The sequence below is a fragment of the Pseudoclavibacter sp. AY1H1 genome, assembly GCF_002931055.1.
In the GTDB taxonomy this organism is placed as follows: domain Bacteria; phylum Actinomycetota; class Actinomycetes; order Actinomycetales; family Microbacteriaceae; genus Pseudoclavibacter.
This window is the reverse complement of sequence record NZ_PSXX01000001.1, coordinates 746504-764742: the sequence shown is the minus strand read 5'-3', so window position 1 is coordinate 764742 and position 18239 is coordinate 746504. Positions and strand designations below refer to the sequence as shown.

General features: G+C 68.5%; 14 protein-coding genes. 11 read left to right on the top strand and 3 right to left on the bottom strand.

What is annotated here, in order from left to right:
- Positions 1-39 precede the first annotated feature (39 nt).
- The 3 genes from C5E05_RS03625 to def are packed head-to-tail and all read left to right on the top strand — an operon-like array spanning position 40 to position 5409.
- Positions 40-3462, top strand: coding sequence for a pyruvate carboxylase (locus C5E05_RS03625; RefSeq protein ID WP_104341105.1), 3423 nt, complete (start codon positions 40-42; stop codon positions 3460-3462).
- Positions 3455-4861, top strand: coding sequence for a mycothione reductase (locus C5E05_RS03620; RefSeq protein ID WP_104241121.1), 1407 nt, complete (start codon positions 3455-3457; stop codon positions 4859-4861). The genes C5E05_RS03625 and C5E05_RS03620 overlap by 8 nt, the downstream gene beginning before the upstream one ends.
- Positions 4858-5409, top strand: a complete 552-nt coding sequence (gene def, locus C5E05_RS03615) for a peptide deformylase (RefSeq protein ID WP_104341104.1) — start codon at positions 4858-4860, stop codon at positions 5407-5409. Before C5E05_RS03620 ends, def begins: the two co-directional genes overlap by 4 nt.
- Positions 5410-5454: 45 nt before the next feature.
- Here the strand turns inward: def and C5E05_RS03610 are convergent, their stop codons facing one another.
- Complete coding sequence (locus C5E05_RS03610) at positions 5455-7275, bottom strand: long-chain fatty acid--CoA ligase (RefSeq protein ID WP_104241123.1); 1821 nt, start codon at positions 7273-7275, stop codon at positions 5455-5457.
- A gap of 175 nt (positions 7276-7450) precedes the next feature.
- Between C5E05_RS03610 and C5E05_RS03605 the strand changes: the two genes are divergently transcribed.
- From C5E05_RS03605 to C5E05_RS03595, 3 genes are all read left to right on the top strand, one after another.
- The gene (locus C5E05_RS03605; RefSeq protein WP_104241124.1) at positions 7451-8170 is read left to right on the top strand and encodes a 1-acyl-sn-glycerol-3-phosphate acyltransferase; all 720 of its coding nucleotides are present in this window, start codon (positions 7451-7453) and stop codon (positions 8168-8170) included.
- A gap of 169 nt (positions 8171-8339) precedes the next feature.
- Entirely contained in the window at positions 8340-9725 is a 1386-nt protein-coding gene (locus C5E05_RS03600; RefSeq protein WP_104241125.1) for a class II 3-deoxy-7-phosphoheptulonate synthase, read from the top strand.
- A 165-nt stretch (positions 9726-9890) separates the two neighbouring features.
- Positions 9891-11594, top strand: coding sequence for an acyltransferase (locus C5E05_RS03595; protein ID WP_104341103.1), 1704 nt, complete (start codon positions 9891-9893; stop codon positions 11592-11594).
- A gap of 51 nt (positions 11595-11645) precedes the next feature.
- Here the strand turns inward: C5E05_RS03595 and pknB are convergent, their stop codons facing one another.
- A complete protein-coding gene (gene pknB, locus C5E05_RS03590; RefSeq protein WP_104341102.1) occupies positions 11646-13661 on the bottom strand; it encodes a Stk1 family PASTA domain-containing Ser/Thr kinase in 2016 nt (671 codons plus the stop codon).
- Between the two features lie 134 nt (positions 13662-13795).
- Here pknB and C5E05_RS03585 point away from each other — a divergent pair, with 134 nt between their 5' ends.
- Positions 13796-14140 (top strand): Rv2175c family DNA-binding protein, encoded by a 345-nt coding sequence (locus tag C5E05_RS03585; protein WP_104341101.1) that lies wholly within the window; start codon positions 13796-13798, stop codon positions 14138-14140.
- A gap of 61 nt (positions 14141-14201) precedes the next feature.
- Here the strand turns inward: C5E05_RS03585 and C5E05_RS03580 are convergent, their stop codons facing one another.
- Positions 14202-15284, bottom strand: a complete 1083-nt coding sequence (locus tag C5E05_RS03580) for a polyprenyl synthetase family protein (protein WP_104241129.1) — start codon at positions 15282-15284, stop codon at positions 14202-14204.
- Between the two features lie 87 nt (positions 15285-15371).
- On the opposite strand from C5E05_RS03580, the gene C5E05_RS03575 reads away from it, so the two are divergent.
- The 4 genes from C5E05_RS03575 to C5E05_RS03560 all read left to right on the top strand — a co-directional run bounded on the left by C5E05_RS03575 (position 15372) and on the right by C5E05_RS03560 (position 18210).
- Entirely contained in the window at positions 15372-15755 is a 384-nt protein-coding gene (locus C5E05_RS03575; protein WP_104241130.1) for a DUF3040 domain-containing protein, read from the top strand.
- A gap of 269 nt (positions 15756-16024) precedes the next feature.
- Positions 16025-16456, top strand: coding sequence for a division/cell wall cluster transcriptional repressor MraZ (gene mraZ / locus C5E05_RS03570; RefSeq protein ID WP_104241131.1), 432 nt, complete (start codon positions 16025-16027; stop codon positions 16454-16456).
- Between the two features lie 192 nt (positions 16457-16648).
- Complete coding sequence (rsmH, locus tag C5E05_RS03565; protein WP_258064748.1) at positions 16649-17650, top strand: 16S rRNA (cytosine(1402)-N(4))-methyltransferase RsmH; 1002 nt, start codon at positions 16649-16651, stop codon at positions 17648-17650.
- Positions 17647-18210 carry a hypothetical protein gene (locus tag C5E05_RS03560; protein WP_146081018.1) on the top strand — a complete coding sequence of 188 codons (564 nt, stop codon included), beginning with the start codon at positions 17647-17649 and terminating at the stop codon, positions 18208-18210. Before rsmH ends, C5E05_RS03560 begins: the two co-directional genes overlap by 4 nt.
- The last annotated feature ends 29 nt before the right edge of the window (positions 18211-18239 follow it).

Genomic DNA, 18239 nt, shown 5'->3' with positions numbered 1-18239 from the left:
CTGCATGCCCCTGTCGTGTTGTCGGAAGGTGGAACACCGGTGTTCAAGAAGATCCTGGTCGCGAATCGAGGCGAGATCGCGATCCGCGCATTCCGCGCCGCAGTCGAGCTCGGAGCGCGGACGGTCGCGGTGTACCCGTACGAGGACCGCAACTCCCTGCACCGCCTGAAAGCTGACGAGGCGTACCAGATCGGCACCGTCGGACAGCCCGTCCGCGCCTACCTCGATGTCGCCGAGATCCTCCGCGTCGCGAAGGAGTCGGGGGCTGACGCCATCTACCCCGGCTACGGCTTCCTGAGTGAGAACCCGGAACTGGCGCGCGCTGCCCAGGAGGCCGGCATCGCGTTCATCGGTCCGCCGCCGCGTGTCCTCGAGTCCGCGGGCAACAAGGTCACGGCGAAGAACCAGGCCATCGCCGCCGGCGTGCCGGTGCTGGCCTCGAGCCAGCCCTCGACGGATCTCGACGAGCTCTGCGCGGCCGCCGACGAGATCGGCTTCCCGATCTTCGCGAAGGCCGTCGCCGGAGGCGGCGGACGCGGCATGCGTCGCGTCGAGCGCCCCGAGGACCTTCGCGAGGCGCTCGAGTCTGCGATGAAGGAGGCGGAGAGCGCCTTCGGCGACCCGACGATGTTCGTGGAGCAGGCGGTGCTGCGGCCTCGCCACATCGAGGTGCAGATCCTCGCGGATGAGCACGGCAACGTCGTGCACCTGTTCGAGCGCGACTGCAGCGTCCAGCGTCGACACCAGAAGGTCGTCGAGATCGCTCCCGCTCCGAACCTCCCGCAGGAGGTCAGGGACAAGCTCTACGCGGATGCCGTGGCCTTCGCGAAGTCCATCGACTACGTCAACGCCGGCACCGTGGAGTTCCTCCTGGACACAGCCGGGCCGCGCGCAGGTCAGCACGTCTTCATCGAGATGAACCCCCGCATCCAGGTCGAGCACACCGTGACGGAAGAGGTCACGGATGTCGACCTCGTCCAGGCGCAGATGCGTGTGGCCTCGGGCGAGCGCCTCGACGATATGGGCCTCCAACAGCACCAGCTGGAACTCCACGGCTTCGCGCTGCAGTGCCGCATCACGACCGAGGACCCCTCCCAGGGCTTCCGTCCCGACACCGGCGTCATCACGACGTACCGCTCCGCGGGCGGCTCCGGCATCCGCATCGACGGCGGCACCATCGCAACGGGCGCGGAGGTCCTGCCGCACTTCGACTCGATGCTCATGAAGCTCACGGCTCGCGGACGCGACTTCCCCGCAGCCGTCCGGCGGGCCCGTCGAGCGCTCTCCGAGTTCCGCATCCGCGGCGTCGCCACGAACATCCCCTTCCTCCTCGGCGTGCTCGACGACCCCGACTTCCAGCGTGGCGACGTCGCGACCGACTTCATCGAGAAGCGTCCAGGGCTGCTCGAGTACCGCCGACCCGGCGACCGGGGGACCAAGATCGTCAACTGGCTCGCCGACGTCACGGTCAACGCCCCGCACGGCGCTCGGCCGACCTCCGTCGAGCCCCGCTCGAAGCTCCCTGAGCTCGACACCGCCCTCCCGCTGCCCGGCGGGCGCCGACAGGAGCTGCTCGAGCTCGGGCCGACGGCCTTCGCGGCGCAGCTGCGTTCGGAGCGGCGACTCGCCGTGACCGACACCACGTTCCGCGACGCGCACCAATCGCTTCTCGCGACCCGCGTCCGCACGCGGGATCTCGTCACAGCGGCGCCCTACCTCGCACGCCTCACGCCGGAGCTGCTCTCCATCGAAGCCTGGGGAGGGGCGACGTACGACGTCGCGCTCCGCTTCCTCGGTGAGGAGCCCTGGGAGCGCCTCGCGAGCCTCCGCGAGGCTGTCCCGAACATCCCCCTGCAGATGCTGCTCCGCGGGCGGAACACCGTCGGCTACACGCCGTACCCCGAGGCCGTGACCAAGGCATTCGTCCACGAGGCGACCGCGACGGGCGTCGACATCTTCCGCATCTTCGACGCGCTGAACGACGTCTCGCAGATGAAGCCCGCCATCGACGCAGTGCTCGAGACCGGCACCGCCGTCGCCGAGGTCGCCCTCTGCTACACCGGCAACCTCGCCGACCCCGCTGAGCCGTTCTACACGCTCGACTACTACCTGCGCCTCGCGGAGCAGATCGTGGAGGCGGGCGCGCACATTATCGCGATCAAGGACATGGCGGGTCTCCTGCGCCCGCAGGCGGCCTCGATTCTCGTCACGGCCCTGCGCGAGCGCTTCGACCTGCCCGTCCACCTGCATACGCACGACACCGCCGGTGGGCAGCTGGCGACGCTCCTGGCGGCAAGCGAGGCGGGCGTCGACGCCGTCGACGTCGCCAGCGCTCCGATGTCGGGCACGACGAGCCAGGCGAGTCTCTCGGCGCTGGTCGCGTCGCTCGAGCACACGGAGCGAGACACCGGCATCAGCCTCACGAACGTCACCGACCTCGAGCCCTACTGGGAGGCAGTCCGCCTCGTCTACCGCCCCTTCGAGTCGGGTCTCCCCGGCCCGACCGGTCGCGTGTACAAGCACGAGATCCCCGGAGGCCAGCTGTCGAACCTCCGCCAGCAGGCCATCGCACTCGGACTCGCGGACCAGTTCGAGCGCATCGAGGACATGTACGACGCGGCCGACAAGATCCTCGGCCGCATCCCCAAGGTGACCCCCTCATCGAAGGTCGTCGGAGACCTCGCCCTGCACCTCGTCGCGGTGGGAGCCGACCCGGCCGACTTCGCCGAGAACCCGGGCAAGTTCGACATCCCGGACTCGGTCATCGGCTTCATGGCGGGCGAACTCGGCGAGCTGCCCAACGGATGGCCGGAGCCCTTCCGCAGCAAGGTGCTCGAAGGCCGCGACGTGAAGATCGAGATCACGCCGCTCTCCGCGGCCGACGAAGCCGGCCTCGCCGGCGACAGCCTCGAGCGCAGGCGCACCCTCAACAGGCTCCTGTTCCCGCAGCCGACCGCGAGCTACGAGGACACGGTCCGGCTCTTCGGCGACCTGTCCGTGCTCGACACCCTCGACTACCTGTACGGGCTCGAGCCTGGCGAAGAGCACGTGATCCACATCGGCAAGGGCGTGCAGCTCTTCGTCGGGCTCGAGGCCATCGGCGAACCGGATGCGGACGGCATGCGCACCGTCATGGCCACCTTGAACGGTCAGCTGCGGCCGGTCTTCGTGCGTGACCGCAGCATCAAGGTCGACACGATCGAACGCGAGAAGGCCGACAGCGGAAATCCCGGTCACGTGGCAGCGCCGTTCTCCGGCGTCGTCACGCTGCGTGTGGACGTCGGCGAACGCGTCGCCCAGGGGCAGACCGTCGCGACGATCGAGGCGATGAAGATGGAGGCCGGGATCACCGCACCCGTCGCTGGAGTCGTTGAGCGCCTCGCGATCTCCTCACCGCTCGAGGTCGGCAACGGGGACCTCCTCGTCGTCGTGCGTCCGGGTGCCGAGAGCGCCGATGCCTGAGCGCACCGACGCCGAGCACTTCGGCCTCATCATCATCGGCGCAGGCTCGGGGAACTCCCTCCCCCCAGGCGACGAGAGCGGGCCGAAAACCGCGATCATCGACGACGGCCCGCACTTCGGCGGAACCTGCCTCAACGTCGGCTGCATCCCGACGAAGATGTACGTCCACGTGGCGGACATCGTGCGGGTCGCGCGCGACGCCGACCGCCTTGGCATCCACGACGTCCGGCTGCGCCCGTCGTGGCCGGAGGTGCGCGACCGCGTGTTCGGCCGCATCGACCACATCAGCGAGAGCGGGGAGCACTACCGGGATAGCGGCAACCCTCGGGTCACGCTCGTCCGAGAGCGAGTCGAGATGCTCGGCGACCGCGAGGTGCTCACGGCTTCCGGGAGGCGCCTCACGGCCGACACGCTGGTCATCGCCGCGGGCAGTCGCGCGCGCCACCACGACGTCGTTCCGCTCAGCTCGCCGCTCGTCCACACCTCCGACACGATCATGCGCATCGATGACGCGCCTCGTCGCCTGGCGATCATCGGCGGCGGCTCCATCGCCTCTGAGTTCGCGCACGTCTTCAGCGCCTTCGGCTCCGAGGTGACGCAGCTGGTGCGCGGGCGCGTGCTCTCCTCGCTCGATGCCGACGTCGCCGAGACCTTCGCGGACGCGGCACGGGAGCGCTGGCGCCTTGAGACCGGCACCTCCGTCGTCGGATTCTCCGACGACGGCGGCGTCGCGACACTCACGACCGACTCGGGAGAGCGCATCGAGGTCGACGCTGTGCTCGTCGCGATCGGACGCATCCCGAACACCGACACGCTCGGGACCTTCGAGGTCGGCTTCGACCACCACGACGACGGCCGGCTGCGCGTGGACGCCTACCAGCGCGTCCTCCGCGACGGCCACCAGGTGCCCGGCGTCTTCGCCCTCGGCGACATCGACTCGGAGCACCAGCTCAAGCACGTCGCCAACCACGAGGCGCGGGTCGTCGCCCACAACATCGCCGTCGAGCCCGGCCGTCGCCTCATGAAGAACACCCTCGGTCCGGTCCCCGACGTGGTGTTCACCGAGCCCCAGATCGCCAGCTTCGGAGCAACCCTCGAGCGGGCCGAGCAGCTCGGCTACGACGCGTTCGAGGTCGTGCACGAGTACGGGTCCACCGCATGGGGGTGGGCGCTCGAAGACCAGCGCAGCTTCTGTAAACTCGTGATCGCGCGTGGAAGCGCGACCATCCTCGGGGCGCACATCGTGGGCCCAGACGCGGCGGTCCTGCTCCAGCCCCTCGTCCTCGCGGCGAGCTTCGGGCACTCCATCCGGGGTCTCGCGCGCGGCCAGTACTGGCCCCACCCCGCGGCTAGCGAGGTGGTCGAGAACGCGCTGCTGCGCGCTGAGGAGGAACTGTGACCGTTCGCCCCATCCGCTTCTACGGAGATCCGGTGCTGCGCACGCCCGCCGAGCAGATCACTGTCGTCGACGACCGCATCCGCAGTCTTGTCGCCGACCTGCTCGACACGACGGCGCTCGACGGCCGTGCCGGGGTGGCTGCTCCGCAGATCGGGGTCGGGCTCGCCGCGTTCTCGTACAACATCGACGGGCAGACCGGCTACGTGCTCAACCCGGTCCTCGAGAGCACCTGGGGAGACGTCGAGGAGATCGACGAGGGCTGCCTCTCCGTCCCCGGCCTCTGGAACAAGACGCCACGGTACGAGCACGCTCGGGTCACCGGAATCGACCTGGACGGCGAGCCAGTCGTCCTCGAGGGCTCCGGCCTCATGGCTCAGATGCTGCAGCACGAGACCGACCACCTCAAGGGGGTCGTGTACATCGACACGCTCGCGCCCGAGCACCGCAAGGAAGCCATGCGGGAGATCCGGGGCAGCGAGTGGTTCGCGCCCGCGACCGCCTCTGCTGGATCCGCGAAGGCCAGCGCCTTCGGCCGCACGTCGCGCTGACGACGCTGACCGGAGGCGCTGGCCGCGAAGGTCCAGCTCTCCGAGCTACTTGAGCGTGATGCCCTGCGTCGCGGGTGCGGCGTTGTAGATGCCCTCGATGATTCCTCGGTACTTCTCGAGGATCACGTGGCGCTTGATCGACATCTTCGGCGTGAGCGTGCCGTCCGCTTCAGTGAACTCGCCGTCGAGCACGACGAACTTGCGGATCGACTCGGCCCGGGAGACGCGCGTGTTCGCGAGGTCGACGGCATGCTGGATCTCGGCCAGCACCTTCGGGTGCTCCGCGGCCTGGGCGACCGAGATGCTCGGGTCCTCGCCGTTGTTGGAGAGCCAGGTCTTGAGCATCTCGGGATCGAGCGTGACGAGCGCGGAGATGAACGGGCGCTGATCTCCGACGACGACGATCTGGCCGACGAGCGGATTGGCTCGGATCGGGTCCTCGAGCGCCGCGGGGGAGACGTTCTTCCCGCCGGAGGTCACGATGATCTCCTTGATTCGCCCGGTGACGGTGATGTAGCCGTCGTCGTCGATCGAGCCGAGATCTCCCGTCTTGAACCACTCGCCGTCGAAGGCCGCGGCCGTGGCCTCTGGGTTCTTCCAGTACTCGCGGAACACGTTGATGCCCTTGACCTGGAGCTCGCCGCTGTCATCGGTGCGCACGGCGACGCCGGGCAGCGCCGGCCCGACGGTGCCGATCTTCGACTTCTCCGCGAGGTTCACGGACGCAGGGGCCGTGGTCTCGGTGAGGCCGTAGCCCTCGAGGATGTTCACGCCGATGGCCCGGTAGAAGTGGCCGAGACGCGCGCCGAGTGGTGCGGAACCCGAGACGGCGTGCTTGACCCGGCCGCCCATGACCTCGCGCAGCTTCGAGTAGACGAGCTTGTCGAACAGCTTGTACTGGAGGCCGAGGACAAGCGGCGTCCGGCCCGCGTCCTGCGATTCCGAGTAGCGGACCGCGACGTCTGCCGCCTTGCGGAAGATCTTGCCCCGGCCGCCGGTCTCCGCCTTCTGCTCCGCCGAGTTGTAGACCTTCTCGAACACGCGGGGCACCGCGAGGAGGAAGGTCGGGTGGAAGGTGCCGAGCGACTCCACGAGCTTCGAGGTGTCGTGCTGGTGGCCCACCTTGACTCCGCCGTAGATGCAGAGCACGGAGATGAAGCGGGCGAAGACATGCGCGAGCGTGATGAAGAGCACCGTTGATGCGCCGGGGTAGATGAGCGCGCCGAGCGGGTCCTTCACGTTGCGGCACAGCTCGACGAAGTTCGAGTGCGTGATGACACACCCCTTGGGGCGTCCCGTCGATCCCGAGGTGTAGATGAGCGTCGCGATGTCAGCGCCGTTCGCGATCCCGCGACGGCGCTCGATCTCCGCGTCCTCGACGCCGGCCCCGAGCCGGATGAGCTCCTCGATCGCGCCGGCGTGCAGCGCGTAGCGCACGCGCAGCCCCTCGACGGTGTCCGAGATCTCGTCGAGCTTGTCGTCGTGCTCCGGGAGCTCGGAGATGATGCCGACGGCCTCCGAGTCCTCGAGCATCCACTCGATCTGCGCTGACGAGCTGGTCTCGTAGACCGGCACCATGACCGCACCGGCGTACCAGAGCGCGAAGTCGACGAGCGTCCACTCGTAGTTCGTCTTCGCGACGAACGCGATGCGCTCCCCGGGCTCGATGCCAGCGGCGACGAAGCCCTTGGCGAGGGTGTGCACCTTCGCGTGGAACTCCTTGACCGGCACGTCGCGCCAGGTGCTGCCTTCCGGCAGGGCGAAGAGGGCGAGATCCGGCGATTCTCGAAGTCGGTACTCGAGCAGATCTGTGGTGTTCCAGCTCGGCTCCGGGCTGACGACGGCGGGGGTCTCGGATAGCTTCATTGCAACTCCTGAGTGTGGTCCTGGTCGTGAGCCGCCTGAACGCCCATCGTCCGGACCGATTCGACTTCACGTTCCGTGGCTTCCAACCCTACCGTTTCGGAAACGGGGAGCGGCGCAACGGGGCCGGGCATGTCCCGAGTACACTGATGTGCCATCGCCTATCGGGAGGCCACGCATGTTGTATTGGGTGCTCAAGCATCTCTTCGCAGGTCCCTTGGTGCGCGGAACGTTCCGCCCTTGGGTGCGCGGCGTCGAGAACATACCGGCGAAGGGGCCGGTCATTCTGGCGTCGAACCACTTGTCGGTCATCGATTCGTTCTTCATGCCGTTGTCGATCGACCGCCGCGTCTACTTCCTCGCGAAGAAGGAGTACTTCACCGGCACGGGGATCAAGGGCTATCTGACGGCGCAGTTCTTCAAGTCGACGGGCATGCTCCCGATCGACCGGGGTGGCGGAGCAGCGAGCGAGGCGTCCTTGCAGACGGGCCTGCGCGTGCTCGGCGAGGGCAAGGTGCTCGGCATCTATCCGGAGGGCACCCGCAGCCCCGACGCACGGATGTTCCGTGGGCGCACGGGAATCGCGCGCATGATCATGCAGGCGGACAAGCCCGTCACGGTCGTCCCCGTGGTCATGGTCGACACGGAGCGCGTCCTGCCCATCGGAGCGAAGGTTCCTCGTCTCCGCAAGGTCGGCATGGTCTTCGGCGAGCCGCTCACCTTCACGCGGTACGAGGGCATGGCCGCTGACCGCTTCGTGCTCCGCTCCATCACGGACGAGATCATGAGCGAGCTGCACGCCCTCAGCAACCAGGACTATCGCGACATCTATGCCTCGTCCATCCGAACCAAGATGGACGCAGAGGCCAAGGCGCTCGCCGCCGCACAGAAGCACTGAATCGCCGAGCAGGTCCGGGCGTTCGAGAAGCCCTGAGCGATCAACAGAGCAGAGCGCCGCGGCCCCGAGTATCGTCGGGGCCGTTCGGCGTGAGATCCAGCAACACACCAGCGCTGCAGCGCCCAAGCTGCCAGCATGAGATCAGAGACATGAGATCAGAGAAGCGAGCATGAGCCAATTCACCTCCACCCACACAGAGTCGATCCCGACGCCCCCCGGCGTGCTCGAGGGGCTCGACGCCTGGCGCGAGCTGCCGATCCGGCAGCAGCCGCAGTGGGGCGACGCGACCAAGGTCGCGAGCGTCTCAGGTGAGCTCGCGTCGCTGCCACCACTCGTCTTCGCCGGCGAGGTCGACCGCCTGCGCGACCGTATCGCGACGGCCGCTGCCGGGCAGGCGTTCGTCCTGCAGGGTGGCGACTGCGCCGAGACCTTCGCGGGCGCGACGGCAGACAAGATCCGTGCGCGGGTGCGCACGATCCTGCAGATGGCCGTCGTGCTGACGTACGGCGCGTCGATGCCGGTCGTCAAGATGGGCCGCATGGCCGGTCAGTTCGCGAAGCCCAGGTCGAGCGACAACGAGACGCGCGGGGACGTGACGCTGCCCGCGTACCGCGGAGACATCGTCAACGACTTCGATTTCACCGAGGAGGGCCGCACCCCGGACCCGGAGCGCATGCTCCGCGGCTACCACACGGCCGCATCCACGCTGAACCTCGTCCGGGCATTCACGACGGGCGGCTTCGCCGACCTCCGCGAGGTGCACTCCTGGAACCAGGGCTTCGCCGCCAACCCCGCCAACGCGCGCTACGAGCAGCTCGCGGCTGAGATCGATCGTGCCGTCCGCTTCATGGCGGCCGCCGGAGCTGACTTCTACGCGCTCCGTGACGTCGAGTTCTTCGTCGGCCATGAGGGGCTCCTCATGGACTACGAGCGACCTATGACCCGCATCGACTCCCGCACCGGTCTGCCGTACGACACGTCCGGCCACTTCATCTGGATCGGGGAGCGCACGCGCGACCTGGACGAGGCGCACGTCGACTTCTTCAGCCGCGTGAAGAACCCCATCGGCGTGAAGCTCGGGCCATCGACGACGCCCGACACCATGCTGCGGCTCATCGACAAGATCGACCCGAACCGCGAACCTGGTCGGCTCACGTTCATCACCCGCATGGGCGCAGGCAAGATCCGCGACGCGCTTCCGCCCCTGCTCGAGGCGATCAAGAGCAGCGATGCGCAGCCGCTGTGGATCACCGACCCGATGCACGGAAACGGGATCACGACGCCGAACGGCTACAAGACGCGTCGCTTCGACGACGTCGTGGACGAGGTCAAGGGCTTCTTCGAGGCGCACCGCGCCGCGGGGACGCACCCGGGCGGCATCCACGTCGAGCTCACGGGTGATGACGTCACCGAGTGCCTCGGCGGTTCCGAGCACATCGACGAGAAGACCCTCGAGACCCGCTACGAGTCGCTGTGCGACCCGCGTCTCAACCACATGCAGTCGCTCGAGCTCGCGTTCCTCGTGGCCGAGGAGCTGCGCGCGGGCAAGCACTAGAGGGACTCGGTCGTGACCTCGAAGGCGCTTCGGGTCGTGTGACGTGACGAGGCCTCCTGGCATGGTGGAGCTGTCGAGCTCTGCCGTCGCCAGGAGGCCTCTCTCGGCGTTTGGGAGCACGAAGCCTGAACTCCGCCGCCGCATCGCTCGTGAAAGGATGAGCGCATGAGCGCTGACAGCGTCCGCCGAGTCGATTTCCTCCCATGGGAGTACGATCCCCACTCCGCCGACGGAGCCGCCCAAGCTGAGCGACTGCGCGAATTGGCAGCGTCGGGTGCCGTGATCGGCGACCGGGTGTTCGTCTCGGCGAGCGCCGCCGTCTTCTGCGATCGGCTGTCGATCGGCGACCGCAGCTACATCGCCGCCAACGCCTACGTGACCGACAACGTCGCGATCGGCGCGGACTGCTCCGTCAACCCCTTCGCAGTGGTTCGCGGCGACGTGCAGATGGGCGACGGCGTCCGAATCGGCGCACACACCTCGATCCTCGGCTTCAACCACGAGATGGAGCCGGACGCTCCGGTCTTCACCCAGGGGCTGTCGAGTCGAGGGATCGTCCTCGGAGACGATGTCTGGATCGGCTCGCAGGTGACGATCCTCGACGGGGTGGTGGTCGGCGACCACGTCGTGATCGGCGCGGGCTCGGTGGTCACGAAGAGCGTCCCTGACCACGCGGTCGTAGCGGGCAATCCTGCGCGCGTCCTCCGCGACCGCCGGGCGCCGGCACGCGAAGCCGGGCTCAGGGAGGGGCTCCGACGCTTCGGGGACACGGCTCGGGCTGAGATCACGGCGGTGCTCGCGCGCTGCTTCGAGGGCGGCCGCTTCGTCGATCGCCCAGGCACGGCTGCGGCGCCCACCCTTCGACCTTGGGCCGACGCCGTCGAGCTCGCCGACCTGCTGCTGCACGCGCCGCCGCCCGGCTTCGACGCCGCGGACCTGCTCCGGAGGCTGACGGCGAGGCAGGATCCCGCGACGGGCCTGGTCGCCGACGGCGATCTCTCGGACGCCGGTCTCGAGCGAGCGCAGACGTCGCCGGATCCGCAGTCGTCGGAGCGGCTTTCGGCCTTCGAGGGGCCGGCGAGCTACCACGTCCTCAGCGCCAGCTACGCCGTGCGGCTGCTGGGCGGGCGGATGCCCCACCCGATCCGCGCCGTGCACGGGCTGACGGGTACTGACCTGACGGCGGCCCTCGACGCCCGTGACTGGGCTGCTGGCGCCTGGGGCTCCGGTGCCGCGGTCGACGCGGTCGCGACGGCGTGCGCCGCGAACATGCTGGATCATTCCGACGCCCTCGACGACGGGGGAGCCGGGCCGCTCCTCACCGTGCTCGGCTGGGCGGTCGCGCGCGCGGACCCGCGAACAGGCCTGTGGGGGGAAGAGCTGCCCGGCGCGGAGTCGCCACGGCTGCAGGCCGTGAACGGCTTCTATCGGCTCACCCGCGGACTCTTCGCGCAGTTCGGACTGCCGCTGCCGTATCCGGTCGCGACGATCGACACCGTGCTGCTGCACGCCGCGGACCCCCACCTCTCCACGCCAGATGGCTGGACGGCGTGCAACGTGCTCGATATCGCGCATCCGCTCTGGCTCGCTTCGCAGCAGACCAAGCACCGCCGCGGGGAGATCGCGGAGTGGGCGCGCGGGGCGCTCGAACAGGCGCTCGGCCAGTGGGTTCCTGGCGAAGGGATGGCGTTCGCGCCGCGCTCCTCGGGGGAGGATGGCGAACCAGGGTTGCAGGGGACCGAGATGTGGCTGAGCATCATCTGGCTGCTCGCGGACCTGCTTCACGCATCGGATTCGCTGGGCTACCGCATGCGCGGGGTGCATCGTCCTGAGCCCATCGCGGCACTTCGGTCAGCGTCACGCTCCTAGCGCTCGGTCGCGGGAGGCGAGAGCCCGGGCCACGCCCCAGCGGCAGAGCGCCTACAGCGTTGCGGTGGCCGTGAGCGTGACGTTCGACCCGGCCGGTACCTCGACCCCGGCGGCGGGCGACTGCGTCGAGACGACGAACTTGATGACCGGGTTCGGGTCGTTGACGATGCCGGGTGGAACGTTGTGGCCGACCGTCAGCCCGAGTCCCTCGAGCGTCGCGATGGCTTCTCCGATGGGTGCGCCGACGACGTTGGGGAGGACGACGGGGGCTGGCCCCTTCGAGACCGAGATGTTGATGGTGTCGCCCGGAACGACCGGATCGGTGGTGGTCGAGGAGGCGATGACGGTACCGCTGGCGACCGAGGCCGAGAATTCCCGGCTCGACACGTTGACGACGAGACCGGCTTCCTCGATGAGCTTCGTCGCGTTCGCTTCCGTCTCACCGGCGACGTCCGGCAGGATTCCGGCCGAGGCCACGAGGCGGATGGGCTGCCCCTCGGCGAGCGTGGAGGGGAGTGGAGCGCCGGTGGTGTCCGTCGCCGCGATCACGATGTCGGCTTCCTCGTCGGAGAACTGGCGCAGGGTCGTGGCCTGGTCGTAGGTGAAGCCTGCCTCGGTGATGGCGGATTCCGCCGCCTCGAGGGTCAGCCCCTCCAGGGCCGGCACCGTGAGCATCTCCGGCCCGGCGGAGACGACGAGGGAGATCGGAGTCTCCGGGGCGAGCGACGTGCCGGCCTGCGGGTCCATGTCCATGACGGTGCCGGCAGCGACCTCGAGCGAGAACTCCTGCGTGACATCGCCGACGGTGAAGCCGGCTGCGGTGATCGCCGACTCCGCGTCGGCCTGCGTGAGGGAGACCGCCTCGGGGACGGTGTTGTAGGAACCAGGTCCGAGTCCGAACCACCAGCCGATACCACCGGCCGCTGCGACGAGCGCGATGACCAGGATGGCGATGACCGCCCCGAAGGTGCGTCGCTTGCGGGCGCCCTGCTCGGCCGTCGAGGTGGCTTGCGGGAGCGATGGCTCGAGCTCCGCGGCGCTTGGCTCCGGGAAGATCGGGGCCCCGACCACGGTGGGGGCGTCTCCGGGTCTGAAGGGCTCGACGTGTCCTTCGGAGAACTCCGGAGGTGAGGACGCGGACGACACCTGGCTCGTGATGAGGGCGAGCTCCGTCGGGTCGGTGTCCTCGACGTCGCTGTGGCTCGCGGTGGACAGGACCGCCGTCGGGTCGATGGGCCGGGCCGACTGGCCGAGTTCGGCTTCTGCGCGACGCAGCGCTTCGAGCATCACGCCGGCGTCCGCTGGCCGAAGCTCGGGATCGCGTTCCGTCGACCAGGCGACGAGCTCGTCGAGTTCGTGCGGAACGCTGGCGTTGACCTCGCTGGGGGCGGGAACCGTCTCGTTGGCGTGGCGGTACGCGATGTTGACCGGCTGGTCGCCTCGGTACGGCTGCTCGCCCGTCAGCATCTCGAAGAGCATGATGCCCAGCGAGTAGATGTCGCTGCGCACGTCCGCCGTGCCCTTGGTCACGAGCTCGGGACTCAGGTAGGCGATGGTGCCGAGCAGGACCTGCCCGGTCGCCGTGTTCGCGCTCGCCGCACGGGCGAGACCGAAGTCGCTGAGCTTGATGCGGCCGTCGTCGGCGAGCAGGACGTTCTCGGGCTTGAGGTCGCGATGCACGATGCCGAGCTTGTGCGCTGCCTGGAGGCCCGCGAGCACGGCGTCCATGACGTCGATCGACTGCTCCGGGGTGAGTCGGTGATGGTCGTGGAGCAGGTCTCGGAGCGTGATGCCCGGGATGTACTCCATCACCATGTAGGCGAAGACCTCGTCGTCACCCTGGTCATAGACGTTCACGACGTTCGGGTGGGTGATCTTCGCCGCAGAGCGCGCCTCGCGGATGAACCGCTCGCGGAAGCGCTCGTCGGCGGCGAGGTGGTCGTGCATCACCTTGACCGCCACCCTGCGCTCGAGGCGCAGATCAGTGGCGACATAGACCGTAGCCATGCCGCCCTTGGCGATCAGAGAGCGCACTTGATATCGGCCGTCGATCAGACGGCCGATCATGTCGTCGGGACCAACGGGACTCACGTCGTGCAGGATAGCCCGACAAGGCACGCGCCTCCGGGATGAAACACCGCACGGCATCGAGGAATCACTCGGGCTCGCATCGATGCGCCGAGTCTGCGACCATGTGAGGCGTGAGCGACGTCTTCAGTACCCGTGAGTGGTACACGATTCCCCAGGCAGCATCCGAGCTCGGTGTCTCGACGGGGCGCGTGTCGACCCTGATCGAGGACAAGCAGCTGCTGTCGTTCCGCATCGAGCGAGAGCCGCGGATCCCGCAACAGTTCATCAAGGACGGCGAGCCGCTGGCGGGTCTCCGGGGAACGCTCTTCCTGCTCGGCGACGCGGGGCTCAGTGCCCACGACCAGATGGTGTGGCTCCTGAGCGTCGATGAGACGCTCGGTGTCGCGCCCCTCGACGCGCTCGTGCAGGGACGGAAGACGCAGGTGCGTCACGCCGTCCAGCTGCTCGCCATCTAGTCGACCAGCGCGGCTCGCCGCCGGCCAGCCGGCTGCTGGCACCGAGCGGGTTGCCAGCTGGTCAGTGCTCCCGGTGCGCCGTGCGCTCCGCGAGCTGCTCGAGCAGTCGCCGCGACCCGGGGTCGAGCTCGAGGCCCTGCAGTCCGGCGAGCGCCTCGACGAGCGAGGAGCTGATCAGCTCCTCCACGCGCTGCAGTCCGCCGGACTCCGCGATGAGCGCCTGCATCCAGGCGATCTGCGTCTCATCGAGCCCCTGGTCTCCGAGGAGCTCGTCGAGCCGCGCCGAGTCCGAAGGCGATGCGAGCTCCTGGGCTGCGGCGATCATGAGGGTTCTCTTGCCCTCTCGGAGGTCGTCTCCGCTGGGCTTGCCGGTGACCGCCTCGTCCCCGAACACGCCGAGGACGTCATCCCGGAGCTGGAAGGCGAGGCCGAGGGGCAGCCCGAACGCGCGAATCTGCTGCACGAGGGCATCGGAGGCACCTCCGAGGAGCGCTCCGAGTACAAGAGGCTCCTCGACGCTGTACCTGGCGGACTTCGAGATCGCGATCGTCGTCGCCCGGGACGCGCGTGCGTCGATGGGCACGACCGGCCACGCCACCTCCTCGACGAGGTCGAGGTACTGGCCGATCGTCACCTCGCTGCGCATCTTGCTGAACTCGGCTCGTGCGCGAACGGCGTCCGCTGGGGGCACGAGGGCGCAGGCCTCCACGAAGAGCTGGTCGCTCCAGACGAGCAGCAGGTCGCCGAGCAGGATCGCGGCGCTGAGACCGAAGTGCTCCTCGTCGCCAGCCCAGCCGGAGGCGTGGTGGTGCTTCGAGAAGGCGCGGTGGGTGGAGGGCGCGCCCCTGCGCGTGTCGGAGCGATCGATGATGTCGTCGTGGACCAGGGCCGCGGCGTGGAAGAGCTCGATCGATGCCGCAGCGAGGATCACCGCCTCACTCTGCTCGGGCGTGCCGGCGGCGCTGCTGTATCCGGCGGCGCAGAACGACGCTCGGAGGCGCTTGCCGCCCGTCGTGAAGGCCCCGGCCTGCTCCAGGAAGGCGGGCACATCGACGCCGATCGGCCCCAGAACCTGAAGATTCTCGGCAATTGTGGCGTCCAGACGACGCTGGACTTTGGAGGACAGCGTAGAACTCTCAGACACGACACCACTCTACCCAGGTGCGCGCGCCTACAATGGGCGCAATACTTCGGAGCGGGGCTCCGATCGCCCCCTGAGCACGAGGTCAACATGGCACTATCTGAGCAAGAGCAGCGGCTGCTTGATGAGATGGAGCGCAGCTTCTACCAGAACGATGCGGACGTGGTGTCCACATCGCCGAGAAGCGGCGCTGCGGTCACCACGCGGGCCGTCGTGGTCGCGTTCCTTTCCGTCGCAGTCGGTATCGGCGTCGTCGTCGCGGGCGTCGCCACCAACATCCCGGTCCTGGGTGTCGTCGGGTTCGTCCTGATGCTGGCGGGAGTCGTCTACGCGTTCGCCGCCCCGAAGGGCGCGGCTTCGCAGTCCGACCCACTGCCGACCGGTCGCCCCTCACCGAAGAGCGGCGAGTCGTCCGACGGTTCGTTCATGGACAAGCTCGGCAACCGCTGGGACAAGCGGCAGCAGGGGGAGTAGCAACGGGGGAGTCCTCCCACTGCCCTCCACTTCGCATCTTCCCCCACCCACCTCATTTCCTCACCTCGGGACCGGCCACCTGGCCGGTCCCTTTTTTGTGCCCTTGTGAGATGAAAACAGCTCCACTTCCCTCCACCGTTGAGAGGCCAGTAATTTACTGGCCTCTTTCTGCATTCACAGGCGAGAAAAGGCGCGTTTGCGTAGATGTGTGGTGGGTTGTGGAGTAAAGTGGAGCATGTGGGGATTCAGCGACAGGGAGGGAGGCGTGCATGTTCCTTGGCACGTACTCGCCCAAGCTCGACGAGAAAGGCCGGCTCATCCTTCCGGCCAAGTTCCGCGACGAGCTCGAAGAGGGTGTCGTGCTGACCCGAGGGCAGGACCGCTGCGTCTACGTCTTCTCCACGAGCGAGTTCGAGGAGCTCCACAACCGCATCCGCCAGGCCCCCGTCACCAGCAAGCAGGCCCGTGACTACCTGCGCCTCTTGCTCTCCGGAGCCCACGCGGAGACGCCTGACCGGCAGAACCGCGTGACCATCCCGCAGCAGCTCCGGCAGTACGCGGGGCTCGACCGCGAGCTCGCCGTGATCGGTGCGGGCAGTCGCGCCGAGATCTGGGATGCAGAGGCCTGGAACACCTACGTCGCGGCCAACGAGGCCGCCTTCTCCGAGACCGCGGAGGAGGTGATCCCGGGACTCTTCTGACCCTGACCGCCGATTCTCAGCCGTTCCGCTCTGAAGCGTCTTCCCTCGCAGCAGAGCTCAGCAGCACCGCGGAGCCCCATCTGAAGCCACTTCCCCGGCGGCAGAAGGAATCTCCACTTCGCTCCCCTCGCGCAGCGCCGCGGGGAGAGAGAACGGATGGGAATCAGTGATCAGGGAGGAACCCGCATCGTCATGACAGAGAACAGCCAGAACACACAGCCGGAGAATGACAGCGAACGCGACCCGGCATCGCTGCACACGCCAGTGCTCCTCGAGCGCTGCGTGGAGCTCCTCGCGCCTGCGCTGCAGGCCCCAGGCAGCATCTACGTCGACGCGACGCTCGGCATGGGCGGCCACAGCGAGGCGGTCCTCGACCGCTGCCCGAACGCCCGCCTGGTCGGATTCGATCGCGATTCTGAGGCACTCGGCCTCGCCGGTCGGCGCCTCGCTCGCTTCGGCGATCGGGTCACGCTCGTGCACGCCGTCTACGACGAGTTCGAGTCCTCGCTCGACGAGCTCGGGATCGACACCGTCGACGCCGTCCTGTTCGACCTCGGCGTCTCGTCGCTCCAGCTCGATGAAGCGAGCCGAGGCTTCTCCTACAGCCAGGACGCGCCCCTCGACATGCGCATGGACGCCACGAAGGGCGTCACGGCGGCAGAGATCGTCGCCACGTACGGCGAGGAGGAGCTCAAGCAGCTGTTCTACCGGTACGGCGACGAAAAGCTCGCGCCGCGCTACGCGAGCTGGATCGTGCGCGAGCGGGCCCAGGCCCCGATCGCGACGACCGGACAGCTCGTCGACGTGCTCCAGCGAGCCACGCCAGCCGCGAAGCGCGATGCCGGTCACCCTGCGAAGCGCGTCTTCCAGGCCCTCCGCATCGAGGTCAACGCCGAGCTTGGCGCGCTCGAGCGTGCCCTCCCGCAGGCCCTCGATCGAGTCGCCCTCGGCGGGCGCGTCGTCGTCGAGGCCTACCAGTCCCTCGAGGACCGCTTCGTGAAGCGGCTGTTCGAGGCGAAGACCACGTCGACCGCGCCGAGCGGCCTCCCGGTCGAGCTGCCAGAGCACAAGCCCGAGTTCGAACGTCTCGTCCGCGGAGCTGAGCGGGCCGGCGCCGACGAGGGCGAGATCAATCCACGAGCACTTCCCGTGCGCTTGCGCGCGGTGGCGAGAGTTAGGAGCCCACGGGCATGACTGCAGCAACAAGCCTCCTCCGCGGGTCCACCTCCACGCGTCGCCAGAAGTCGGCCCCGAGGGAGGCGACATCGTCGCCGCGGTTGCGACTCGTCGAGGCGCCTGGCGCCCGGCGGCTCCCGAGCCTCCGCTCGATGCTCATCTCCCTCGTCGTCCTCGCCGGGGTCTTCGTCACGCAGCTGGCCCTGAGCATCGCGATCTCCCAGGGCGCCTACGAGGTCAGTGGGCTCGAGCAGACGCAGACGGAGCTCGCCCGCACCGAGTCAGCGGCGCTCGAGGAGCTCAGCGCCATGTCGTCGGCGCAGAACCTCGCCGTCGAGGCCACGAAGCTCGGCATGGTGCCGACCGACTCGCAGGCGTTCCTGCAGGTCGGCAGCGGCTCGCTCGCCACCGATGCGGCCTCCACCGGCACCGCCGCTCCCATCAACACGGGTCTCGTGACGAACGAGGTCACGCAGCCAGCGGCACCGGTCGCCGACCCCAACGGAGTTTCAGCGGAGCAGGCCGCCGCGCCTGCCGTACCCTCGGTCACCGAGCTGCGTTCTCCCTCCACGAGGTAGACCCACCAAGAGCAACGCCAGAGGGGGAG